The 21,938-nt window shown below is 57.3% G+C and carries 20 protein-coding genes; 13 read left to right on the top strand and 7 right to left on the bottom strand.

Annotated features, from left to right (window positions below; all coding sequences use genetic code 11):
* Positions 1 to 72: 72 nt before the first annotated feature.
* Positions 73 to 813 carry a 3'(2'),5'-bisphosphate nucleotidase CysQ gene (cysQ, locus tag ACMWKK_RS09240; protein WP_112780428.1) on the top strand — a complete coding sequence of 247 codons (741 nt, stop codon included), beginning with the start codon at positions 73 to 75 and terminating at the stop codon, positions 811 to 813.
* Here the strand turns inward: cysQ and ACMWKK_RS09235 are convergent.
* Positions 807 to 1,364, bottom strand: a complete 558-nt coding sequence (locus ACMWKK_RS09235; RefSeq protein WP_045329839.1) for a YtfJ family protein — start codon at positions 1,362 to 1,364, stop codon at positions 807 to 809. The two genes, cysQ and ACMWKK_RS09235, sit on opposite strands and share 7 nt — an antisense overlap.
* Positions 1,365 to 1,688: 324 nt before the next feature.
* Between ACMWKK_RS09235 and ACMWKK_RS09230 the strand changes: the two genes are divergently transcribed.
* Entirely contained in the window at positions 1,689 to 1,895 is a 207-nt protein-coding gene (locus ACMWKK_RS09230; protein ID WP_008501430.1) for a DUF1107 domain-containing protein, read from the top strand.
* A 77-nt stretch (positions 1,896 to 1,972) separates the two neighbouring features.
* Here ACMWKK_RS09230 and ACMWKK_RS09225 read toward each other — a convergent pair whose 3' ends face one another.
* On the bottom strand, positions 1,973 to 3,310 hold the full coding sequence (locus tag ACMWKK_RS09225; RefSeq protein ID WP_023310162.1) for a hemolysin family protein: 1,338 nt from the start codon (positions 3,308 to 3,310) through the stop codon (positions 1,973 to 1,975).
* Positions 3,311 to 3,551: 241 nt separating this feature from the next.
* Positions 3,552 to 4,193 carry a peptide-methionine (S)-S-oxide reductase MsrA gene (msrA, locus tag ACMWKK_RS09220; protein WP_045329837.1) on the bottom strand — a complete coding sequence of 214 codons (642 nt, stop codon included), beginning with the start codon at positions 4,191 to 4,193 and terminating at the stop codon, positions 3,552 to 3,554.
* A gap of 224 nt (positions 4,194 to 4,417) precedes the next feature.
* Here msrA and tamA point away from each other — a divergent pair, with 224 nt between their 5' ends.
* From tamA to ACMWKK_RS09195, 5 genes are all read left to right on the top strand, one after another.
* A complete protein-coding gene (gene tamA / locus ACMWKK_RS09215; RefSeq protein ID WP_045329834.1) occupies positions 4,418 to 6,151 on the top strand; it encodes an autotransporter assembly complex protein TamA in 1,734 nt (577 codons plus the stop codon).
* Positions 6,148 to 9,924: an autotransporter assembly complex protein TamB gene (gene tamB / locus ACMWKK_RS09210; protein ID WP_406542785.1), complete on the top strand. Its 3,777-nt coding sequence runs from the start codon at positions 6,148 to 6,150 to the stop codon at positions 9,922 to 9,924. Before tamA ends, tamB begins: the two co-directional genes overlap by 4 nt.
* Before the next feature lie 2 nt (positions 9,925 to 9,926).
* A complete protein-coding gene (locus ACMWKK_RS09205) occupies positions 9,927 to 10,271 on the top strand; it encodes a gamma-glutamylcyclotransferase (RefSeq protein WP_014830431.1) in 345 nt (114 codons plus the stop codon).
* Between the two features lie 209 nt (positions 10,272 to 10,480).
* Entirely contained in the window at positions 10,481 to 10,732 is a 252-nt protein-coding gene (locus tag ACMWKK_RS09200; RefSeq protein ID WP_112780430.1) for an AbrB/MazE/SpoVT family DNA-binding domain-containing protein, read from the top strand.
* Positions 10,726 to 11,076, top strand: a complete 351-nt coding sequence (locus tag ACMWKK_RS09195) for a type II toxin-antitoxin system ChpB family toxin (protein WP_112780431.1) — start codon at positions 10,726 to 10,728, stop codon at positions 11,074 to 11,076. The genes ACMWKK_RS09200 and ACMWKK_RS09195 overlap by 7 nt, the downstream gene beginning before the upstream one ends.
* Before the next feature lie 61 nt (positions 11,077 to 11,137).
* Here the strand turns inward: ACMWKK_RS09195 and ppa are convergent, their stop codons facing one another.
* Entirely contained in the window at positions 11,138 to 11,668 is a 531-nt protein-coding gene (gene ppa, locus ACMWKK_RS09190; RefSeq protein ID WP_010427397.1) for an inorganic diphosphatase, read from the bottom strand.
* A gap of 309 nt (positions 11,669 to 11,977) precedes the next feature.
* Between ppa and ytfQ the strand changes: the two genes are divergently transcribed.
* The 5 genes from ytfQ to ACMWKK_RS09165 all read left to right on the top strand — a co-directional run bounded on the left by ytfQ (position 11,978) and on the right by ACMWKK_RS09165 (position 18,231).
* Positions 11,978 to 12,934, top strand: a complete 957-nt coding sequence (ytfQ, locus tag ACMWKK_RS09185) for a galactofuranose ABC transporter substrate-binding protein YtfQ (RefSeq protein ID WP_014830433.1) — start codon at positions 11,978 to 11,980, stop codon at positions 12,932 to 12,934.
* A 105-nt stretch (positions 12,935 to 13,039) separates the two neighbouring features.
* On the top strand, positions 13,040 to 14,542 hold the full coding sequence (gene ytfR, locus ACMWKK_RS09180) for a galactofuranose ABC transporter, ATP-binding protein YtfR (RefSeq protein WP_112780432.1): 1,503 nt from the start codon (positions 13,040 to 13,042) through the stop codon (positions 14,540 to 14,542).
* A 10-nt stretch (positions 14,543 to 14,552) separates the two neighbouring features.
* The gene (gene ytfT, locus ACMWKK_RS09175; protein ID WP_181663649.1) at positions 14,553 to 15,578 is read left to right on the top strand and encodes a galactofuranose ABC transporter, ATP-binding protein YtfT; all 1,026 of its coding nucleotides are present in this window, start codon (positions 14,553 to 14,555) and stop codon (positions 15,576 to 15,578) included.
* The gene (gene yjfF / locus ACMWKK_RS09170) at positions 15,565 to 16,566 is read left to right on the top strand and encodes a galactofuranose ABC transporter, permease protein YjfF (RefSeq protein ID WP_112780434.1); all 1,002 of its coding nucleotides are present in this window, start codon (positions 15,565 to 15,567) and stop codon (positions 16,564 to 16,566) included. Before ytfT ends, yjfF begins: the two co-directional genes overlap by 14 nt.
* Before the next feature lie 93 nt (positions 16,567 to 16,659).
* Positions 16,660 to 18,231: a methyl-accepting chemotaxis protein gene (locus ACMWKK_RS09165; RefSeq protein ID WP_112780435.1), complete on the top strand. Its 1,572-nt coding sequence runs from the start codon at positions 16,660 to 16,662 to the stop codon at positions 18,229 to 18,231.
* Here the strand turns inward: ACMWKK_RS09165 and ACMWKK_RS09160 are convergent.
* Both ACMWKK_RS09160 and fbp read right to left on the bottom strand, forming a co-directional pair.
* On the bottom strand, positions 18,203 to 18,559 hold the full coding sequence (locus ACMWKK_RS09160) for a helix-turn-helix domain-containing protein (RefSeq protein WP_112780436.1): 357 nt from the start codon (positions 18,557 to 18,559) through the stop codon (positions 18,203 to 18,205). The two genes, ACMWKK_RS09165 and ACMWKK_RS09160, sit on opposite strands and share 29 nt — an antisense overlap.
* A 148-nt stretch (positions 18,560 to 18,707) precedes the next feature.
* The gene (gene fbp, locus ACMWKK_RS09155; protein WP_032643851.1) at positions 18,708 to 19,706 is read right to left on the bottom strand and encodes a class 1 fructose-bisphosphatase; all 999 of its coding nucleotides are present in this window, start codon (positions 19,704 to 19,706) and stop codon (positions 18,708 to 18,710) included.
* A 197-nt stretch (positions 19,707 to 19,903) separates the two neighbouring features.
* Between fbp and mpl the strand changes: the two genes are divergently transcribed.
* The gene (gene mpl / locus ACMWKK_RS09150) at positions 19,904 to 21,283 is read left to right on the top strand and encodes a UDP-N-acetylmuramate:L-alanyl-gamma-D-glutamyl-meso-diaminopimelate ligase (protein ID WP_161656334.1); all 1,380 of its coding nucleotides are present in this window, start codon (positions 19,904 to 19,906) and stop codon (positions 21,281 to 21,283) included.
* 103 nt (positions 21,284 to 21,386) lie between these two features.
* On the opposite strand, the gene yjgA is transcribed toward mpl, so the two are convergent.
* A complete protein-coding gene (gene yjgA, locus ACMWKK_RS09145; RefSeq protein ID WP_042713463.1) occupies positions 21,387 to 21,938 on the bottom strand; it encodes a ribosome biogenesis factor YjgA in 552 nt (183 codons plus the stop codon).

Raw genomic sequence — 21,938 nt, 5'->3', positions numbered from 1 at the left:
AGCGGAATTGTTCACATTACGATATAACTAAAACAAAGAGTTAACCTCACTGCGTTAACAAAGAGGTGGAAAATGCTAGATAAAATTTGTCAGCTCGCACGGGATGCGGGGGATACCATCATGCAGGTATATGACGGTATAAAGCCTATGGAGGTTGTCAGCAAAGCGGACGACTCTCCGGTCACGGCGGCGGATATTGCGGCGCATAAGGTGATTCTGAAAGGGCTTCAGGACTTAACGCCGGACATCCCTGTTCTGTCAGAAGAAGCGCCGCAAAGCTGGGACGAGCGCCAGCACTGGCAGCGCTACTGGCTGGTCGATCCGCTGGACGGCACAAAAGAGTTCATCAAGCGCAACGGTGAATTTACCGTTAATATCGCCCTGATTGAGAAGGGCAAAGCGGTGCTGGGCGTGGTTTACGCCCCGGTCATGAAGGTGATGTATAGCGCCGCAGAAGGGAAGGCGTGGAAGGAAGAGTGCGGCGTGCGCAAGCAGATCCAGGTGCGCGATGCCCGTCCGCCGCTGGTGGTGATTAGCCGCTCGCACAGCGACAGCGAGCTGCAGGAGTACCTGCAACAGCTGGGCGAACACCAGACTACCTCGATTGGCTCATCGCTGAAATTCTGCCTGGTGGCGGAAGGCCATGCGCAGCTTTACCCTCGCTTTGGGCCAACCAACGTCTGGGATACCGCGGCAGGTCATGCCGTTGCCGCGGCCGCCGGGGCGCATGTTCATGACTGGCAGGGCAAGCCGCTCGACTATACCCCGCGCGAATCCTTCCTCAACCCTGGCTTCCGCGTCTCCATTTACTGAGCCAGCAGCTTATGCAGCAGGTCGACAACCTGCTGCACCTCTTCCTGAGTTAACGCGCCGTCTTTTGCCCACTGTACGCGACCGTCCTTATCCAGCACGATAATCGCGGAGCTCTCTTCCTCCAGCTGCCAGGCCTTACGGGTCACGCCGTTGCTGTCGACGATAAACTGCGACCACGGGTAGAGCTTTTTATTGCTCTCAAGGCTTGAGCGCACGAACATTCCGGAGCCCGGAATGGCGTCATCGGTATTGACGATCGTGGTGGTCTGATAGCGGTCGTGAGGGAGTTTTGCGGCCTTGATCGCTTCCACCAGGCTGGCATTTTTCTCTTTTGCAGATGTACGACCGGCAATATGTTGTACAACTCTCACTTTGCCCGCAAGCTGCGCGCTATTCCAGGGTTTGTAGCTAAACTTATCATTGTCGAGAATCAATTCTCCCCGGTCCGCAATGCCGACTGGCGGTACACGTTGTCCTTTTTCAATGTTGTGAGCGGAAGCCCACAGGGGCAGCAGCAGGCAGGCTGCTGCAAGGATATTACGTAGGGTCATGGCGTTTCCTTATTGTTTGCAGGTGATCCGACCACTTGGTCTTGCGCTTTTAATCATAAGTGCGATCAATGTGGTTTTCCCGCAATCCCGATGCCAGTTTGCGGGCGAACGCACATATCCATGAAAAAACGACGGCTTATACTGCGCCCAGTCACGCTTTGCAAAGATTATTCTGAATAATTGTAATCAAACGGTAAATAAACTTATGCACACTGGGTAACACCGTAGTTCTGGTCTATAGTCATTGGGCATCAAAATTTGCGCTCAGAACAGTCGGGCCGATTGTGGCACCGCAAGAGCGTATGATTCGCAGGAGATACAAGAATGAAAATTTTCCAACGCTACAACCCGCTTCAGGTGGCGAAGTACGTGAAGATCCTGTTCCGTGGACGGTTGTACATCAAGGATGTTGGCGCTTTTGAGTTTGATAAGGGCAAAATCCTTGTCCCAAAAGTGAAGGACAAACAGCACCTGTCTGTGATGTCCGAAGTCAACCGTCAGGTTATGCGTCTGCAAACTGAGATGGCTTAACCAACGTGCTATGCAGTAGTAGTAGATAAAAAGACGGCTCCCGATGGGAGCCGTTGATGTTTGTGGGGGCAGAAACCTTACGCTGAGACCTTCTCTTCCGCATCCGGCAGCTTGGGTACCAGCACGGTCGGTTTATTGTCGATGCGCGTCACCAGCAGCTGGTCGATGCGGTAGTTATCAATATCCACCACCTCAAACTTATAGCCGGAGAACTTCACCGAGTCGGTACGTTTCGGGATCTTACGCAGCATAAACATCATGAAGCCGCCGATGGTCTCGTAGTTCCCCGACTGCGGGAACTCGTCGATATCCAGCACGCGCATCACGTCTTCAATCGGCGTGCCGCCGTCAATCAGCCATGAGTTATCGTCACGCTGAACAATCTGCTCTTCCAGCCCCTGGCCCACCAGGTCGCCCATCAGCGTGGTCATCACGTCGTTGAGGGTGATAATACCGACCACCAGCGCGTATTCGTTCATGATCACCGCGAAGTCTTCCCCGGCTGTTTTGAAACTTTCCAGCGCTTCGGAGAGCGTCAGGGTGTCCGGCACTATCAGGGTATTGCGGATCTGCACGCCGCTGTTCAGCGCCAGGCTCTGGTTTGCCAGCACGCGGTTCAGCAGGTCTTTGGAGTCGACGTAACCGATGATGTGGTCGATATCTTCATTACAGACCAGGAACTTAGAGTGCGGATGCTGCGCCACTTTGTTCTTCAGGCTCTGCTCATCTTCATGTAAATCGAACCAGATAATGCTTTCACGGCCCGTCATCGAAGACGGCACGGTACGGGATTCCAGTTCGAATACGTTCTCAATCAGCTCGTGTTCCTGCTTACGCAGCACCCCGGCCAGCGCACCGGCTTCCACCACCGCATAGATGTCGTCAGAGGTAATGTCGTCTTTACGCACCATAGGCAATTTAAAGATGCGGAAAATGACGTTTGCCAGACCGTTGAAGAACCACACCAGCGGACGGAATACGTACAGACAGAAGCGCATCGGGTTGATGATACGCAAAGCCACAGCTTCTGGCGCAATCATACCGATGCGTTTCGGGGTCAGGTCTGCAAAGAGGATAAACAGGCCAGTCACCAGCGAGAAGGAGAGGATAAAGCTTAGCTGTTCGGCCAGTTCCACGGACATGTACTTCACAAACAGGCTATAAAACGCCGGGGAAAACGCCGCATCACCCACGATACCGCCAAGAATGGCGACCGCGTTGAGGCCAATCTGCACCACGGTAAAGAACATGCCCGGGTTTTCCTGCATTTTCAGGATGCGGGTGGCATTGATGTTGCCCTCGTCGGCAAGCAGCTTCAGTTTGATTTTACGGGACGCGGCCAGCGAGATCTCAGATATCGAGAAAAATGCACTGACGGCAATCAGACAAAGTATTACTAAAATACTGTTTAACATAGTTTATCCGGCTTCTCGCCAGATCCTCAGAAGGGGAATTGATACCATTTGTGTGGAAACACATTGAACGTCAGCTCGTAGCGTTGAGCCGATTATTTCAGCGGGTAGTATAGCGTAAAGAGATGTAAATCTGCCAGAGGTCACATTTTGGCGAAGATGCCCGGAGGAGGCGCTAGCGGGGGGCTTTATGTGAAGAGAGAACCATGAGCGCCACGCGGCACGCGCGGCGCTGGATCGGTAATCAGGCCAGCTGTGGCGGCAGGCAGACGCCGATGCCCCCGATACCGCAGTAGCCGTACGGGTTTTTATGCAGGTACTGCTGATGATCGTCCTCGGCGTAGTAGAACGGTTTTGCCGTCGCGATTTCCGTGGTCACCTCGCGCGTGTCGCCCGCTTCACGCATGGCCTGCTGGAAGCGCTCAAGGCTGGCGCGCGCGGCGGCATCCTGCTCGGGCGTGAGCGGATAAATGGCCGAGCGGTACTGCGTGCCGTGGTCGTTGCCCTGACGCATGCCCTGCGCCGGGTCGTGATTCTCCCAGAAAACCTGCAGGAGCTGCTCGTAGCGGATTACGGTTGGGTCATACACCACGCGTACCGCTTCCGCATGCCCGGTTTCGCCGGAGCAGACTTCGCGGTAGGTTGGGTTCGGCGTGTAGCCGCCCGTGTAACCCGCCGCCGTGCTGTAAACGCCGGGCAGCTGCCAGAAGAGGCGCTCAACGCCCCAGAAGCAGCCCATGGCGAACAGGGCGATTTCCATGCCATCCGGCACGTTGGTCATAGAGTGGCCATTAACGGCGTGTAAGGTTGCCACAGGCATAGGGGTGTTGCGTCCCGGTAATGCATCTGCTTGTGAAACCAGATGCTTTTTGTCGAATAAACTCACGTTGGGGCCTCCCGGGGTGCGATGTTTCAGTTAAGGTTGTCACGACGCGTTTAATTGAACACAATAAATGCGCTGAATCAGTCTAGATTTAATCATAAGAAATATTTGGGTGTTACACCCATTTTCAACCCGCGATTCGGGTTTTTGGCCATCAGGCCGTATTTTGCCGCGGAGCGGCACTGCATTTGCTTCCAGGGTGGAAACAGGGATATTCAGGAGAAAACGTGACAAAAATCCGCCAGTTATGTTTAGTCAGTGTATTGCTGACAAGCGGGATTGCCAGCGCGGCGAATGTCCGTTTGCAGGTTGAGGGGTTATCCGGGGCGCTGGAAAAAAACGTGCGCGCGCAGCTATCGACCATCCAGAGTGATGAGGTAACGCCGGACCGGCGTTTTCGCGCGCGCGTCGACGATGCGATCCGGGAAGGGCTAAAAGCGCTGGGTTATTATGAGCCCACCATTGATTTCGATCTCCGCCCGCCGCCAAAGAAGGGGCGTCAGGTGCTTATTGCCCGCGTTTCGCCGGGTGAGCCGGTACTGATTGGCGGCACGAACGTCATCCTGCGCGGCGGGGCGCGTACCGACCGGGATTACCTGGACCTGCTCAGCACGCGTCCGAAAATCGGTACCGTGCTGAACCACGGCGACTACGACCATTTCAAAAAAGAGCTGACGAGCGTCTCCCTGCGCAAGGGCTACTTTGACAGCCAGTTCGATAAAAGCCAGCTGGGCATTGCGCTGGATCGGCGTCAGGCCTTCTGGGATATCGACTACGACAGCGGGGAACGCTACCGCTTTGGCGATGTGACCTTTGAAGGTTCACAAATCCGTGAAGAGTACCTGCAAAACCTCGTGCCGTTCAAAAAAGGCGATTACTACCAGTCGAAGGACCTGGCGGAACTGAACCGCCGTCTTTCCGCGACCGGCTGGTTTAACTCCGTGATTGTCGCACCGGAATTTGATAAGTCTCGCAAAACCAAGGTGTTGCCGCTGCATGGCGTTGTTTCGCCGCGCACCGAGAACACCATTGAGACCGGTGTCGGCTATTCGACGGACGTCGGCCCGCGCGTGAAGGCCACCTGGAAAAAGCCGTGGATGAACTCCTACGGCCACAGCCTGACCACCAGCGCCAGTATCTCCGCCCCGGAACAGCAGCTTGATTTCAGCTATAAAATGCCGCTGCTGAAAAATCCGCTTGAGCAGTATTACCTGGTTCAGGGGGGCTTTAAGCGCACCGATCTTAACGATACCGAGTCCGACTCCACCACCCTTGCCGTATCGCGTTACTGGGATCTCTCCAGCGGCTGGCAGCGCGCCATCAACCTGCGCTGGAGCCTGGACCACTTTACCCAGGCCAACGTCACCAACACCACCATGCTGCTCTATCCTGGGGTGATGATCAGCCGGACCCGCTCGCGCGGTGGCCTGATGCCGACCTGGGGCGATTCCCAGCGTTACTCCATCGATTACTCCAACACCCTGTGGGGTTCCGACGTGGACTTCTCGGTCATTCAGGCGCAAAACGTCTGGATCCGGACGCTGTATGACAAACACCGCTTTGTGATGCGCGGCAACCTCGGCTGGATTGAAACCGGCGACTTCGACAAAGTGCCGCCTGACCTGCGCTTCTTCGCCGGGGGCGATCGCAGCATCCGCGGCTACAAATACAAATCTATCGCGCCTAAAGACGATGACGGCAAGCTGATCGGGGCCTCCAAGCTGGCGACCGGCTCGCTGGAGTATCAGTACAACGTCAGCGGCAAATGGTGGGGTGCCATGTTCGTCGACGGCGGCGAGGCGGTGAGCGACATCCGCAAGAGCGATTTCAAAACCGGCGCGGGCGTAGGCGTACGCTGGCAGTCGCCCGTCGGGCCGATCAAGCTCGATTTCGCCGTGCCGGTCGGCGATAAAGAAGAACACGGATTACAGTTTTACATCGGTCTGGGGCCTGAATTATGAGTTTATGGAAGAAGATAAGCCTCGGGGTGCTGATTTTTATCGTGCTGCTGCTCGGTACGGTGGCGTTTCTGGTGGGAACGACGACCGGGCTGCATCTGCTGTTTAACGCCGCGAACCGCTGGGTGCCGGGGCTGGAGATTGGTCAGGTGACGGGCGGCTGGCGCGACCTGCGCCTGAAGAACATCCGCTATACGCAGCCGGGCGTGGCGGTGAACGCCGGGGAGTTCCACCTGGCGGTGAAGCTGGGCTGCCTGCGGGACAGCAAACTCTGCGTCAACGACCTGTCGCTAAAAGACGTCAACGTAGCGATCGATTCGAAGAAAATGCCGAAGTCCGCGCCGGTCGAGGAAGAGGACAGCGGCCCGCTCAATCTCTCCACGCCGTACCCGATCGCGCTTTATCGGGTGGCGCTCAATAACGTCAATATCAACATCGACGACACCACCGTGTCGGTGATGGATTTCACCTCCGGCCTGCGCTGGCAGGAGAAAAACCTCACCCTCACGCCAACCTCGCTGCAGGGCCTGCTGATCGCGCTGCCGAAAGTGGCCGACGTGGCGCAGGAAGAGATCGTCGAGCCGAAGATCCAGAACCCGCAGCCGGAAGAAAAGCCGCTGGGTGAAACGCTGAAGGATCTTTTCTCAAAGCCTGTCCTGCCGGAAATGACCGACGTCCATCTGCCGCTGAACCTCAATATTGAGGAGTTCAAAGGCGAGCAGCTGCGCCTGACCGGCGATACCGACCTGACCGTCTACACCATGCTGCTGAAGGTCAGCAGCATCGACGGTAACATGAAGCTCGACGCGCTGGATATCGACACCAATCAGGGCTCGGTTAACGCGTCAGGGAACGCCCTGTTGCGCGACAGCTGGCCGGTGGATATTACGCTGAACAGCGCGCTCAACATCGACCCGCTCAAAGGCGAAAAGGTGAAGGTTAAAGTGGGCGGGGCGCTGCGCGACAGGCTGGATGTAGGCGTGAATCTCTCCGGCCCGGTGGACATGGTTCTGCGCGCGCAAACCCAGCTGGCGGAAGCCGGGCTGCCGCTCAATGTTGAGGTCGTCAGCAAGCAGCTTTCCTGGCCGTTCACCGGCGAAAAGCAGTTCCAGGCCGATGACCTGAAGCTGAAGCTGAGCGGCAAGATGACCGACTACACGCTCTCGTTCCGCACCGCGGTGAAGGGGCAGGGCGTACCGCCCGCGAACATCATGCTGGATGCGAAGGGCAACGAGCGGCAGGTCAACCTCGACAAGCTGACCGTCGCGGCGCTGGAAGGCAAAACCGAGCTGACTGCATTGCTCGACTGGCAGCAGGCGATCAGCTGGCGCGGCGAGCTGAAGCTGACGGGCATTAACACCGCCAAAGAGGTGCCGGACTGGCCGTCGAAGCTGGATGGCCTGATCAAAACGCGCGGCAGCCTGTACGGCGGCACGTGGCAGATGGACGTGCCGGAAATTAAGCTCACCGGGAACGTCAAGCAGAATAAGGTTAACGTTGAAGGCTCGGTGAAAGGCAACAGCTACCTGCAGTGGGTGATCCCGGGCCTGCACGTGGCGCTGGGCCGCAACACGGCGGACATCAAAGGCGAGCTGGGGGTGAAAGATCTCAATCTGGACGCCACCATCGACGCGCCGAATCTCGACAACGCCCTGCCGGGTCTGGGCGGTACGGCGAAAGGACTCGTGAAGGTGCGCGGCACGGTAGACGCGCCGCAGCTGCTGGCGGATATCACCGCCAATAACCTGCGCTGGCAAGAACTGAGCGTTGCTCGCGTCCGGGTGGAAGGGGATGTGAAATCCACTGACCAGATCGGCGGTAACCTGAACCTGCGCGTGGAGCGCATTTCGCAGCCGGACGTGAACATCAGCCTGGTCACCCTTGACGCGAAAGGGAGCGAGAAGCAGCACGACCTCCAGCTGCGGGTGCAGGGCGAGCCGGTCTCCGGCCAGCTTCACCTGACCGGCAGCTTCGACCGCAAGGAAGAGCGCTGGAAAGGGACGCTGGACAACACGCGATTCAATACCCCGGTCGGGCCGCTGGCGCTGTCGCGATCCATCGCGCTGGACTACCGCAACGCCGAGCAGAAGATCAGCATTGGGCCGCACTGCTGGACTAACCCGAATGCGGAACTGTGCGTTCCGCAGACCATCGATGAGGGCGCGGAAGGGCGCGCGCAGATCAACCTTAACCGCTTCGATTTGGCGATGCTGAAGCCGTTTATGCCGGACACTACCCAGGCCAGCGGCGTCTTCAGCGGAAAAGCCGACGTGGCCTGGGACACCACCAAAGAGGGGCTGCCGCAGGGCAGCGTCACGCTGTCCGGGCGTAACGTGAAGGTGACGCAGGAGGTCAACGACGCGCCGCTGCCGGTGGCGTTCGATACGCTCAACCTGAGCGCGGACCTGCATAACAACCGTGCGGAGCTGGGGTGGCTGATCCGCCTCACCAATAACGGACAGCTTGACGGTCAGGTCCAGATTACCGACCCGCAGGGACGGCGTAATCTGGGCGGCGACGTCAATATCCGCAACTTCAACCTGGCGATGGTGAACCCGATTTTCGCCCGCGGGGAAAAGGCCGAGGGCATGCTGAACGCTAACCTGCGCCTGGGCGGCAACGCGCAAAGCCCGCAGCTGTTCGGTCAGATGCGGCTCAGCGGCGTGGACATCGACGGCAACTTTATGCCGTTTGACATGCAGCCCAGCCAGATTGCGATGAACTTCAACGGCATGAGCTCGACGCTGAGCGGATCGGTGCTGACGCAACAAGGTCAAATCAACCTGAGCGGCGACGCAGACTGGAGCCAGCTCGACAACTGGCGCGCCCGTATTGCCGCGAAGGGCAGCAAGGTGCGTATCACCGTGCCGCCAATGGTGCGCCTGGACGTCTCGCCTGATGTGGTCTTTGAGGCCACGCCAAGCCTCTTCACGCTTGACGGTCGCGTCGACGTGCCGTGGGCGCGCATCGTGGTTCACGACGTGCCGGAAAGCGCGGTCGGCGTCTCAAGTGATGAAGTTATGCTCAATGAAAATCTGAAACCTGTCGAACAGAAGAGCGCTGGCATACCGATCAATAGTAACCTTATCGTGCACGTGGGGAATAACGTGCGGTTGGATGCGTTTGGGCTGAAGGCGAGGCTCACGGGCGACCTGAAGGTGGCGCAGGATAAACAAGGGCTTGGCCTCAACGGGCAGATCAATATTCCTGAAGGGCGCTTCCACGCCTATGGTCAGGATCTGATTGTCCGTAAAGGCGAGCTGCTGTTCTCTGGTCCACCGGATCAGCCCCTGTTGAATATCGAAGCGATTCGTAACCCGGAAGCGACGGAAAACGACGTCATTGCCGGGGTACGCGTCACCGGTTCCGCCGACGAACCGAAGGCGGAGATCTTCTCTGACCCGGCGATGTCCCAGCAAGAGGCTCTTTCCTACCTGCTGCGCGGACAGGGTCTCGACAGCGGTCAGAGCGACAGTGCGGCGATGACCTCGATGCTCGTGGGGCTGGGGGTTGCACAAAGTGGGCAGGTTGTGGGTAAAATCGGCGAGACGTTCGGCGTAAGTAATCTGGCGCTGGACACCCAGGGCGTGGGTGACTCCTCGCAGGTGGTGGTCAGCGGCTATGTACTGCCGGGTCTGCAGGTAAAATATGGTGTGGGGATCTTTGACTCACTGGCAACACTCACGTTACGCTATCGCCTGATGCCTAAGCTATATCTGGAAGCAGTGTCCGGCGTAGACCAGGCACTTGATCTGCTCTATCAGTTTGAGTTTTAGCAATGCGAATATTTGTCTACGGCAGTTTACGAACCAAGCAAGGCAACAGTCACTGGATGACCAATGCCCTGCTGCTGGGGAATTACAATATCGAGAACTACCAGTTGTACAGCCTGGGCCACTATCCAGGCGCGGTTCCGGGCGAAGGAACAGTACAGGGTGAAGTGTATCGTATTGATAACGCGACGCTTGCCGAACTTGATGCCTTGCGCACCAGGGGCGGTGAATACGCGCGCCAGTTGATCCAGACGCCGTACGGAAGCGCGTGGATGTACGTCTACCAGCGTCCGGTCGAAGGGTTAACGCGGATCGTAAGCGGTAACTGGTTAGACAGAGACCAGTACTGAAAAACGACAACGCCACCGTAAGGTGGCGTTGTTTTTTTGCAACGTTCTTCACGCTCTGCTGCGCCTTTTTCTCATCAATTTCTTTTTTTCGTCGAGCAGGTTTCTGCTTTCTTCATCACTGCGCTTTTTTTGCTGGTCTCCACACTTTCGAGGGTGTAAACCTTGTCGTCGCCAAAAGAGTTATACTCTGTATAACTTCGGAGGTGCAGATGCGTATAACCATTAAGAAATGGGGAAATAGTGCAGGTATGGTCATTCCTGGCGTGGTGATGAAAGCGCTCGGCGTGAAGCCGGGCCAGAGTATGGAGGCTCGTGTGACGAATAATCAGTTAGTGCTCACTCCGGTAACAAAGCAGTATTCACTGGAAGAGTTGCTCGCTCAGTGCGATATGTCCGCGCCTGAAATAAGCGAGCAGGAGGTGTGGGGGAACGCCAAGCCGGCGGGTGATGAGGTATGGTAAAGCGGCCCTGTTTTGAACGAGGCGACATCGTTCTTGTTGGGTTCGATCCTGCCAGCGGCCACGAGCAGCAGGGATCAGGACGGCCCGCTTTGGTGCTTTCCGTGAGCGCGTTCAATCAGCTGGGCATGACGCTGGTGGCGCCCGTCACTCAGGGCGGCAATTTTGCCCGCTACGCGGGGTTCAGCGTGGCGCTTTCTTGCGAAGACGGTGACATTCAGGGCGTGATTCTCGTCAACCAGATCCGCATGATGGATTTAGGCGCGCGGCAGGCCAAACGCATTGGCGTGGCGTCCGATGAAACGGTAGAAGATGCTCTTTTGCGGCTGCAGGCGATAGTGAGCTAACTGCCGGAAACCGCCCACAAAAAAGCCCCGACTCGCGGGGCTTTATTAACAGCAGTAAGAATTACTTCTTAGCAGCGCGTTCGAAGGAGGCGATGATTTCTGCTTTCGCCGCTTCCGCGTTGTCCCAGCCGTCAACTTTAACCCACTTGCCTTTTTCGAGGTCTTTGTAGTGCTCGAAGAAGTGAGTGATCTGCGCTTTCAGCAGCTCTGGCAGGTCGTTCACATCTTTGATGTGATCGTATTCTTTGCTCAGCTTGGTGTGCGGTACCGCAACCAGCTTGGCATCTTCACCGGATTCGTCGGTCATTTTCAGCACGCCAACTGGACGGCAGCGAATGACGGAGCCTGGCTCCAGCGGGTATGGCGTTGGGACCAGTACGTCAACCGGGTCACCGTCCAGAGACAGGGTGTGGTTGATGTAGCCGTAGTTGCACGGATAGAACATCGCGGTAGACATGAAACGGTCTACGAACAGGGCGCCGCTCTCTTTGTCCACTTCGTATTTGATCGGATCTGCGTTAGCCGGGATTTCGATAACAACGTAGATGTCTTCTGGCAGTTCTTTACCCGCTGGGACGTTGAGTAAGCTCATGTCGGTGTCCTTTAAAATGGATGGTAAATTCGTGGCAGGTATTATAGCCAACTCGCGCTGAATGTCTCCGCCTGTTTTCGCTTTCTCTCCCCGCTTTCTCCACTTTTCAGACCGATTCCATGACAGGAAAATCCATAAACATAGCCGCATTTTTCATGATGAAATGAAAGCGATTACAAACTTGTGATTAACGTTTTATTCACTTTTCTGAAGTGTGATGTAACGCAATTCGTTACCTATTTCATGGGCTATAGTCATTCCGCAGAACATCTTTTAACCAACAATAACTCACCCTACGAGGACGTTCATATGTGGAAGCGCTTACTCCTGGTCACAGCCGTTTCGGCAGCCATGTCGTCTATGGCGATGGCCGCTCCCTTAACCGTAGGTTTTTCGCAGGTCGGCTCTGAATCTGGCTGGCGAGCGGCAGAAACCAACGTGGCGAAAAGCGAAGCTCAGAAACGCGGCATTACGCTGAAAATCGCCGATGGTCAGCAAAAACAAGAGAATCAGATCAAAGCCGTGCGCTCCTTTATCGCCCAGGGCGTGGATGCCATCTTTATTGCCCCCGTCGTGGCGACCGGCTGGGAACCCGTCCTGAAGGAAGCGAAAGACGCTGAGATCCCGGTCTTCCTGCTCGACCGTTCCATCGACGTCAAAGACAAATCCCTCTATATGACCACCGTCACCGCCAACAACGTGCTTGAAGGGCAATTGATTGGCGACTGGCTGGTGAAACAGGTCGACGGCAAGCCGTGTAACGTCGTTGAGCTGCAGGGCACCGTGGGTGCGAGCGTGGCTATCGACCGTAAAAAAGGCTTTGCTGAGGCCATCGCGAAAGCGCCAAACATCAAGATTATCCGCTCTCAGTCCGGCGACTTTACCCGCAGTAAAGGCAAAGAGGTCATGGAGAGCTTCATTAAGGCGGAAAACAACGGCAAAAACATCTGCATGGTTTACGCCCACAACGATGACATGGTGATTGGTGCCATTCAGGCGATCAAAGAAGCGGGCCTGAAGCCGGGCAAAGATATCCTCACCGGCTCTATCGACGGCGTACCTGACATCTACAAAGCGATGATCGACGGCGAAGCCAACGCCAGCGTGGAGCTGACGCCAAACATGGCGGGCCCGGCATTCGACGCGCTGGAGAAATTCAAGAAAGACGGCACCCTGCCTGAGAAGGTGACGGTCACCAAGTCCACGCTCTACCTGCCGGACACGGCGAAAGAAGAGTTAGAGAAGAAGAAAAATATGGGCTATTAAGCCCGTCTGAACATGCCGGGTGGCGCTACGCTTACCCGGCCTACGATACGCTCTTTTGTAGGCCGGATAAGCGTAGCGCCATCCGGCTTGATGCAGGGGGAAACCATGACCACTGAACAACACCAGGAAATCCTCCGCACAGAGGGCTTGAGTAAATTCTTCCCCGGCGTGAAGGCGCTGGATAACGTCGATTTCAGCCTGCGGCGCGGCGAAATTATGGCGCTGCTGGGCGAGAACGGCGCGGGAAAATCGACGCTGATTAAAACCCTGACCGGCGTTTATCACGCCGACCGCGGCACCATCTGGCTGGAAGGCAACGCCATTTCGCCGAAAAATACCGCCCATGCCCAACAGCTGGGGATCGGGACGGTCTACCAGGAAGTGAACCTGCTGCCGAATATGTCGGTGGCGGATAACCTGTTTATTGGCCGCGAACCTCGGCGTTTTGGCCTGCTGCGCCGTAAAGAGATGGAGGCGCGGGCGACGAACCTGATGGAATCGTACGGCTTCTCCCTCGACGTTCGCGAGCCGCTGAACCGCTTTTCCGTGGCGATGCAGCAGATCGTCGCCATTTGCCGCGCGATCGATCTCTCGGCGAAAGTCCTGATCCTCGACGAACCCACCGCCAGTCTCGATACCCAGGAAGTCGAGATGCTTTTTACCCTGATGCGCCAGCTGCGCGACCGGGGCGTCAGCCTGATCTTCGTCACCCATTTCCTCGATCAGGTCTACGAGGTGAGCGATCGCATTACGGTGCTGCGCAACGGCAGCTTTGTCGGCTGCCGCGAAACCCGCGAGCTGCCGCAGATCGAGCTGGTGAAAATGATGCTGGGCCGCGAGCTGGAAACCAACGCCCTTCAGCGCGCAGGGCGCACGCTGCTGAGCGAGAAGCCGGTCGCCGCCTTCAGCAACTACGGCAAAAAAGGGACGATCGCGCCGTTTAACCTTGAGGTGCGGCCAGGCGAAATTGTCGGGCTGGCGGGCCTGCTAGGGTCAGGCCGGACCGAAACCGCCGAGGTGATCTTCGGCATCAAGCCTGCCGACAGCGGCAGCGCGCTGATCAAGGGCAAACCGCAAACCCTGCGGTCGCCGCATCAGGCCTCCTGCCTGGGCGTGGGATTCTGCCCGGAAGACCGGAAAACGGACGGTATTATCGCCGCCGCCTCGGTGCGGGAAAATATCATTCTGGCGCTACAGGCGCAGCGCGGCTGGCTGCGTCCGATCCCTAAGCGCGAGCAAAACGCCATTGCCGAGCGCTTTATCCGCCAGCTCGGCATCCGCACGCCGAGCGCGGAACAGCCGATTGAATTTCTCTCCGGCGGTAACCAGCAAAAAGTCCTGCTTTCGCGCTGGCTGCTGACCAAACCCCAGTTCCTGATCCTCGACGAGCCGACGCGCGGCATTGACGTCGGCGCGCACGCCGAAATTATCCGGCTTATCGAAACCCTGTGCGCGGACGGGCTGGCGCTGCTGGTTATCTCGTCCGAGCTGGAAGAGCTGGTGGGCTATGCCGATCGCGTCATCATCATGCGCGATCGCAAACAGGTGGCTGAGATCCCGCTGGATAAGCTGTCCGTTCCGGCGATCATGAATGCCATCGCGGCATAAGGAGTGAATCGTGATGCCCCGTTCGCTTTCGCAAACCGGTGAGTCAAAGCGCCGCTTCAGCTGGCCAACCGGCACGCCGCAAATCGCGGCGCTGCTGGTGGTGTTGCTGGTGGATAGCCTGGTCGCGCCGCATTTTTTCCAGATTATCGTGCAGGATGGCCGCCTGTTTGGCAGCCCGATTGATATTTTAAACCGTGCCGCCCCCGTGGCGCTGCTGGCCATCGGGATGACGCTGGTCATCGCTACCGGCGGGATTGACCTCTCCGTTGGCGCGGTGATGGCTATCGCCGGGGCCACGGCAGCCTCAATGACCGTGGCCGGACACAGCCTGCCGGTTGTTTTACTGGCGGCCTTAGGCACCGGCGTGCTGGCAGGACTATGGAACGGCATTCTGGTCGCGGTGCTGAAAATTCAGCCCTTTGTCGCCACCCTCATTCTAATGGTGGCCGGGCGCGGCGTCGCGCAGCTCATCACCTCCGGACAGATTGTCACCTTTAACTCCCCGAGCCTGGCGTGGCTCGGCAGCGGCAACCTTCTGTTCTTCCCGACGCCGGTGATGATTGCCCTGGTGACGTTAGTGGTGTTCTGGCTCTTTACCCGCAAAACGGCGCTGGGGATGTTCATTGAGGCCGTTGGGATCAACATCCGCGCCGCGCGCAACGCCGGGGTCAACACGCGGCTGATGGTGATGCTGACCTACGTGCTGAGCGGTATTTGCGCCGCCATCGCCGGGATCATCGTTGCGGCGGATATTCGCGGGGCCGATGCCAACAACGCCGGGCTCTGGCTGGAGCTGGACGCGATCCTCGCGGTGGTGATCGGCGGCGGGTCGCTGATGGGCGGACGCTTTAACCTGCTGCTCTCGGCGATCGGCGCCCTGATCATTCAGGGCATGAACACCGGGATCCTGCTTTCGGGATTCCAGCCGGAGCTTAACCAGGTGGTGAAAGCGGTAGTCGTGCTCTGCGTGCTTGTCGTCCAGTCGCCGCGCTTTGTCAGCATCATTAAGGGGATCCGTGGCCATGATAAAACGTAATTTACCGCTAACGATCACGCTGGGCGTGTTTGTGCTGGGCTATCTCTACTGTCTGACCCAGTTCCCCGGCTTTGCCTCGACGCGCGTGATCTGCAATATCCTGACCGATAACGCCTTTTTAGGCATCATCGCCGTCGGCATGACGTTTGTGATCCTCTCTGGCGGGATCGACCTCTCCGTCGGCTCGGTGATCGCCTTTACGGGCGTGTTCCTCGCGAAGGCGATCGGCTTCTGGGGGATCTCCCCGCTGGTGGCGTTTCCGCTGGTGCTGGCGATGGGCTGCGCGTTTGGCGCCTTTATGGGGCTGCTGATCGACGCGTTAAAAATTCCGGCGTTTATCATTACCCTCGCGGGCATGTTCTTCCTGCGCGGCGTGAGTTACCTGGTGTCGGAGGAGTCGATTCCGATTAACCATCCGGTGTACGACACGCTCTCCAGCCTGGCGTGGAAAATTCCCGGCGGCGGACGGCTGAGCGCGATGGGGCTGCTGATGCTGGGCGTGGTAGTCGTTGGCATCTTCCTTGCCCACCGTACCCGGTTTGGCAATCAGGTTTACGCGATTGGCGGTAACGCCACGTCGGCTAACCTGATGGGGATCTCGACCCGCAGCACCACCATACGCATCTATATGCTCTCAACCGGCCTGGCGACGCTGGCGGGTATCGTCTTCTCGGTGTATACCCAGGCGGGCTACGCCCTTGCAGGCGTGGGCGTGGAGCTGGACGCGATTGCCTCCGTGGTGATTGGCGGCACGCTGCTCAGCGGTGGGGTGGGGACGGTGCTGGGAACGCTGTTCGGCGTGGCGATCCAGGGGCTGATACAAACCTATATCAACTTTGACGGCACGCTCAGCTCGTGGTGGACGAAGATCGCCATCGGCATTCTGCTGTTTATTTTTATTGCCCTGCAGCGGGGGCTGACGGTGCTCTGGGAGAACCGTCAAAGCTCGCCTGTTACCCGCGTAAACACATCGATAACAGAGCGATAACACGCTGAATTTGCTTAAAGTCTAAACATTTTCCGGTAGCGGCCGATAACCTTTTTTTCTGTCCAGAAATATCTCGCTACCGGAAATAATATCATGCTTAAAACGCTATCGATTCGTACCGGCTTGCTCTCTTTACTGGCCGTTATGACCCTTCTGCTGCTGATTGTCAGCGGCATCGGCATTTATGCCCTCACGCAGAGTTCTTCTTCACTGCAGCGCATCAATCACCTACAGGGTGAGCAGATGGTGCAGCTAAATTCAGGCTATACGCTGATCCTGCGCGCGCGCAATGAGGCGGGCCAGGCCGTCCGCATGATGGAAATCGGCCTGCTGGACGATGCGGCCAACGCGGTAAAAAACATCAATCAGGAAGTTGCCCTGGCCCAGAAAACGCTGAAAGGCGTGATCGACGGCGGCGTGGCTGACGAGCAGGGGCAGCGGCTGCTTGATAAGGTGGCGGCTAGCCTGGCGACCTATAACCAGCAGGGGATCAACCCGATGCTGAAAACCCTGAATGACCAGAGCGCGGACGGGTATTACGATCTCCTGGAGAAGACGCTGATTCCGGTGGCGAAGCAGTTTGATAACGACATGCAGGCGTTTCAGAAGTGGAGCGAAGCGCGTGGTCAGGCGGAAGTGACCGCCGTGCAGGCAAGCAAAACCCGCGTCCTGATCCTGATTATCGTCGCCGCGCTGCTGACGGCGGGCATCATCGTCCTCGCCTGGCTGGCGCTGCGCCATATGCTGCTCAAGCCGCTCTCGGCCTCGATTGTTCAGCTGGAAAATGTGGCGGCAGGCGATTTAACCCATACGCTGACGGCACCCGCGAGCCAGGAGTTTAACCGCCTCAACGCGGTGATAGAGGAGATGCGGCACTCGCTGATGAACTCGGTTCTGCGGGTACGCGATGCCAGCGCGCAAATTGATACCGGCAGCCGCGAGCTGACGCTGGGAAACCGCGATCTTGCCGAGCGTACGGAATCTACCGCCACGTCGCTGGAGCAGACGGCGGCCAGCATGGAGCAGATCACCGCGACGGTGAAGCTCAACGCCGATAACGCCGAGCAGGCGCACCAGCTGGCCAGGTCGGTCTCCGACACGGCCGATCACGGCAGCGAAATGGTCTGCTATGTGATTGAAAAAATGCGCGATATCTCCGGCAGCTCGGCGCGCATCGCCGATATCCTGAGCGTGATCGACGGCATTGCCTTCCAGACCAATATTCTGGCGCTTAACGCCTCCGTGGAAGCGGCGCGCGCGGGCGAGCAGGGGCGCGGGTTTGCCGTCGTCGCGGGTGAAGTGCGCAACCTGGCCAGCCGCAGCGCCGACGCGGCGAAAGAGATCCGCTCCCTTATCAGCGATTCGCAGACCCACGTTAACGAGGGCAGCGAGCTGGCCCAGCAGGCTGGCGAAACGATGGATGAGATCGCAACCGAAGTGCTGCGCATGACCAAACTGATGCGTGAAATTGCCACCGCGTCTCAGGAGCAGAGCCGCGGCATTGAGCAGGTGAATATTGCGGTGAATCAGATGGACGAAACCGCGCAGCAGAATGCGGCGCTGGTGCAGCAATCCTCCGCCGCGACCCGCTCCCTTGAGGAGCAGTCGCGCCAGCTGATGGAAGCCATGTCATCCTTCAAAGTGTCGGCTCAGACCGCGGCATAATATTCTCGCGCTCCGGCACGTTCTGTGTCGGGGCTTTATTTCGTGCTGAATTAACGCCTGCTATATTATCGTGAATTTCACCCATTAATATTTCCAGCGAGCGGGTCAAATCTAACGCTTTTTCCGTCGGCTCAAGATATAAACCTTTGCGGTAAAATAATGGTTCATCAAAGAGTTGGTTAAAGCGCTTTAATGCCAGACTCACCGCCGGGCGGGACATCTCCAGGCGCAGCGAGGCCTTCGCCATGCTGCCGCAGCGGACGATTTCAATAAATACGGGGATAAGATTTAAATCTATACCGGTAGTCGCACGGGAATAATTTTTCATTGCGATTCTGCTCCACGAAATATCTGGCAAACTGTTATGGAAATAATGCAGGAGCAGTGGTGAATATTAAAGCGTGTTTTTTATAAACACTTATACGGTAAAATATATAAATGTGTTGGGGAGCCTGACAGGCTCCCCGGGAGAGAGATTACGCGTCCGGGAACTCACGGATAAAACGTTCAACGTCTTCAACCATGTGGTTGTTGCCGACGAAGAATGAACGGCGCTGGTGAAGGCTTTCCGGCACGATCTCCAGAATACGCTCTTTACCGTCGCTGGCCTTGCCGCCCGCCTGTTCGGCGAGGAACGCCATCGGGTTGCATTCGTACAGCAGGCGCAGCTTTCCGTCCGGGTGGCTGGCGGTGCTTGGGTAGAGGTAGATGCCGCCTTTCAGCAGGTTACGGTGGAAATCCGCAACCAGCGATCCAATATAGCGGGAGGTGTACGGGCGCTGCGTCGCTTTATCTTCTTCCTGGCAGAATTTGATGTACTTCTTCACGCCGTTCGGGAAGCGGATGTAGTTGCCTTCGTTGATGGAGTAGGTGTTGCCCTTCTCCGGGAAGCGCATGCGTTCCTGGCTCAGACAGAAAACGCCCAGTGACGGATCGTACGTAAAGGCGTGCACCCCGCAGCCGGTGGTGTAAACCAGCATGGTGGAGGAGCCATAAACGACGTAACCCGCAGCAACCTGGTTAATACCCGGCTGCAGGAAATCTTCTTCGGTCACCGGCGTGCCAACAGGCGTGACGCGGCGGTAGATGGAGAAAATGGTACCGACAGAAACGTTGACGTCGATGTTTGAGGAGCCGTCGAGCGGATCCATCAGAACAACGTATTTCGCGTGTTCACACCCTTCGAAAACAACAATTTCATCTTCTTCTTCAGAGGCGATACCCGCAACGATGTCGCGCGCGCGCAGTGCAGCTTTCAATTTTTCATTTGCGAACAGATCGAGCTTCTGTTGAACCTCGCCCTGAACGTTCTCGGCACCGCTGGCACCCAGGATATCGACCAGACCGGCCTTGTTGATATCGCGGTGGATGATCTTAGCGCCCAGCTTTATTGCCGACAGCAAAGCAGTGAGTTCACCGGTAGCATGAGAGAACTCGTGCTGCTTTTCGACAATAAATTCACCTAACGTTTTCATAACACTTTCCCTGCATCTTTGTGAGTAGAGCGATTGTATGTTCACTAAAACGACTAAAGCCCAACAATCTTAACAAATATTCAAATAGTAGCGCAGAGGTGAATCGCGCCAGCAGGATACGGATTTACCTGAAATGCGTTTCACAGCCGCTAACATGTGAGTAAAATGTGCGCCACATTGAAGAAGGATAGTGACGTATGCGCATTCATATATTGGGGATTTGTGGCACTTTCATGGGCGGACTGGCAATGCTGGCGCGCTCGCTGGGCCATGAAGTGACAGGTTCGGACGCCAATGTGTATCCGCCAATGAGCACACTTCTGGAGAAGCAGGGCATCTCTTTAATTCAGGGCTACGATGCCGGCCAGCTGGATCCCGAGCCGGACCTGGTGATCATTGGCAACGCCATGACCCGCGGCAATCCGTGCGTTGAGGCGGTACTGGAACGCAATATTCCGTTCATGTCCGGCCCGCAGTGGCTGCACGATTTCGTCCTGCGTGACCGCTGGGTGGTTGCCGTTGCCGGTACCCACGGCAAAACGACCACCGCGGGGATGGCGACCTGGATCCTCGAAGCCTGCGGCTACAAGCCGGGCTTCGTGATCGGCGGCGTGCCGGGTAATTTCGAGGTTTCTGCACGTCTGGGCGACAGCCCGTTCTTTGTGATCGAAGCCGACGAGTATGACTGCGCGTTCTTCGACAAGCGCTCCAAGTTCGTGCACTACTGCCCGCGCACGCTGATCCTCAACAACCTTGAGTTTGACCACGCGGATATTTTCGACGATCTGAAAGCGATCCAGAAACAGTTCCACCACCTGGTGCGCATTGTTCCGGGCCAGGGCCGCATCATCCTGCCGGAAAACGACATCAACCTGAAGCAGACCCTGGCAATGGGCTGCTGGAGCGAGCAGGAGCTGGTGGGTGAGCAGGGCCACTGGCAGGCGAAGAAGCTCAACGCCGATGCCTCCGAGTGGGAAGTGCTGCTCGACGGTGAAAAAGTGGGTGAGGTGAAGTGGGGCCTGGTGGGCGAACACAATATGCACAACGGCCTGATGGCCATTGCTGCGGCGCGTCACGTCGGCGTACTGCCTGCGGATGCGGCGAATGCGCTGGGCTCGTTTATCAACGCCCGTCGCCGTCTGGAACTGCGCGGTGAAGCCCACGGCGTCACCGTGTATGACGATTTTGCGCACCACCCGACGGCGATCCTGGCAACGCTTGCCGCCCTGCGCGGCAAGGTCGGCGGCACGGCCCGCATTCTGGCGGTGCTGGAACCGCGCTCGAACACCATGAAGATGGGCATCTGCAAAGACGACCTGGCGCCGTCGTTGGGACGCGCCGATGAGGTCTTCCTGCTGCAGCCGCAGCATATTCCGTGGCAGGTGGCGGAAGTGGCCGATGCCTGCATTCAGCCTGCGCACTGGAGTGCGGATGTGGATGCGCTCGCGGATATGGTGGTGAAAGCCGCTCAGCCCGGCGACCACATTCTGGTGATGAGCAACGGCGGTTTTGGTGGGATCCATCAGAAGCTGCTGGACGGCCTGGCGAAGAAAGCGGAAGCGGCCGCCGACGCGTAAAAAAAAAGCCCGGTGGCGCTAACGCTTACCGGGCCTACATCCTTCTCTGCTCCCTCTCCCCTCTGGGGAGAGGGCCGGGGTGAGGGAACAGGCGCTACGAATGTTACTCGTCGTTCTCAGACAGCTCGCGCAGATACTGGAAAATCAGGCGCGCAGACTTCGGCGGCTTATTCCCTTCTTTCTCTTTCTTCGCGTTGCGGATCAACGAACGCAGCTGCTGGCGGTCGGCATCCGGCCACAGGTTCAGCACTTCCGGTACGGCATCATCACCCTGTTCAATCAGGCGATCGCGGATCTGCTCAAGCTTATGGAAAAAGGCAACCTGCTGGTTATGGCGGTTTTTCAGCTTGTCCAGCGCCTGGCGGATCGGATCGACGTCGCGCTGACGCAGCATTTTCCCGATAAGCTGAAGCTGGCGACGACGGCCTTCTTTTTTGATTTTCTGTGCCAGTTCAATGGCATCACGCAGATCCTGGTCGAGCGGGATCTTGTCCAGCGCGTTTTTACCCAGTTCTACCATTTCTGCGCCAAGCTGTTTTAACTCTTCGGCGTCACGTTTAATTTCACTTTTACTGACCCAGATGATCTCATCATCTTCGTCTTCGATGTCATCACCGGGAACGTCGTCGAGCCAGTCTTCGGGCTGCTTAGTCAT

This window comes from Enterobacter sp. 01-M-03-SI-ECC (assembly GCF_047530215.1).
GTDB lineage: Bacteria > Pseudomonadota > Gammaproteobacteria > Enterobacterales > Enterobacteriaceae > Enterobacter > Enterobacter chengduensis.
This window is presented reverse-complemented; position numbering and strand designations above follow the sequence as displayed.

Coding starts and splice junctions, on each gene's coding strand:
- yjfF (WP_112780434.1), top strand. CDS start 15,565: ATGATAAAACGTAATTTACCGCTAACGATCACGCTGGGCGTGTTTGTG.
- ACMWKK_RS09200 (WP_112780430.1), top strand. CDS start 10,481: ATGCGTATAACCATTAAGAAATGGGGAAATAGTGCAGGTATGGTCATT.
- ytfR (WP_112780432.1), top strand. CDS start 13,040: ATGACCACTGAACAACACCAGGAAATCCTCCGCACAGAGGGCTTGAGT.
- ppa (WP_010427397.1), bottom strand. CDS start 11,668: ATGAGCTTACTCAACGTCCCAGCGGGTAAAGAACTGCCAGAAGACATC.
- ACMWKK_RS09205 (WP_014830431.1), top strand. CDS start 9,927: ATGCGAATATTTGTCTACGGCAGTTTACGAACCAAGCAAGGCAACAGT.
- yjgA (WP_042713463.1), bottom strand. CDS start 21,938: ATGACTAAGCAGCCCGAAGACTGGCTCGACGACGTTCCCGGTGATGAC.
- ACMWKK_RS09225 (WP_023310162.1), bottom strand. CDS start 3,310: ATGTTAAACAGTATTTTAGTAATACTTTGTCTGATTGCCGTCAGTGCA.
- ytfQ (WP_014830433.1), top strand. CDS start 11,978: ATGTGGAAGCGCTTACTCCTGGTCACAGCCGTTTCGGCAGCCATGTCG.
- ACMWKK_RS09160 (WP_112780436.1), bottom strand. CDS start 18,559: ATGAAAAATTATTCCCGTGCGACTACCGGTATAGATTTAAATCTTATC.
- ACMWKK_RS09195 (WP_112780431.1), top strand. CDS start 10,726: ATGGTAAAGCGGCCCTGTTTTGAACGAGGCGACATCGTTCTTGTTGGG.
- mpl (WP_161656334.1), top strand. CDS start 19,904: ATGCGCATTCATATATTGGGGATTTGTGGCACTTTCATGGGCGGACTG.
- ACMWKK_RS09230 (WP_008501430.1), top strand. CDS start 1,689: ATGAAAATTTTCCAACGCTACAACCCGCTTCAGGTGGCGAAGTACGTG.
- fbp (WP_032643851.1), bottom strand. CDS start 19,706: ATGAAAACGTTAGGTGAATTTATTGTCGAAAAGCAGCACGAGTTCTCT.
- cysQ (WP_112780428.1), top strand. CDS start 73: ATGCTAGATAAAATTTGTCAGCTCGCACGGGATGCGGGGGATACCATC.
- tamB (WP_406542785.1), top strand. CDS start 6,148: ATGAGTTTATGGAAGAAGATAAGCCTCGGGGTGCTGATTTTTATCGTG.
- ACMWKK_RS09235 (WP_045329839.1), bottom strand. CDS start 1,364: ATGACCCTACGTAATATCCTTGCAGCAGCCTGCCTGCTGCTGCCCCTG.
- ACMWKK_RS09165 (WP_112780435.1), top strand. CDS start 16,660: ATGCTTAAAACGCTATCGATTCGTACCGGCTTGCTCTCTTTACTGGCC.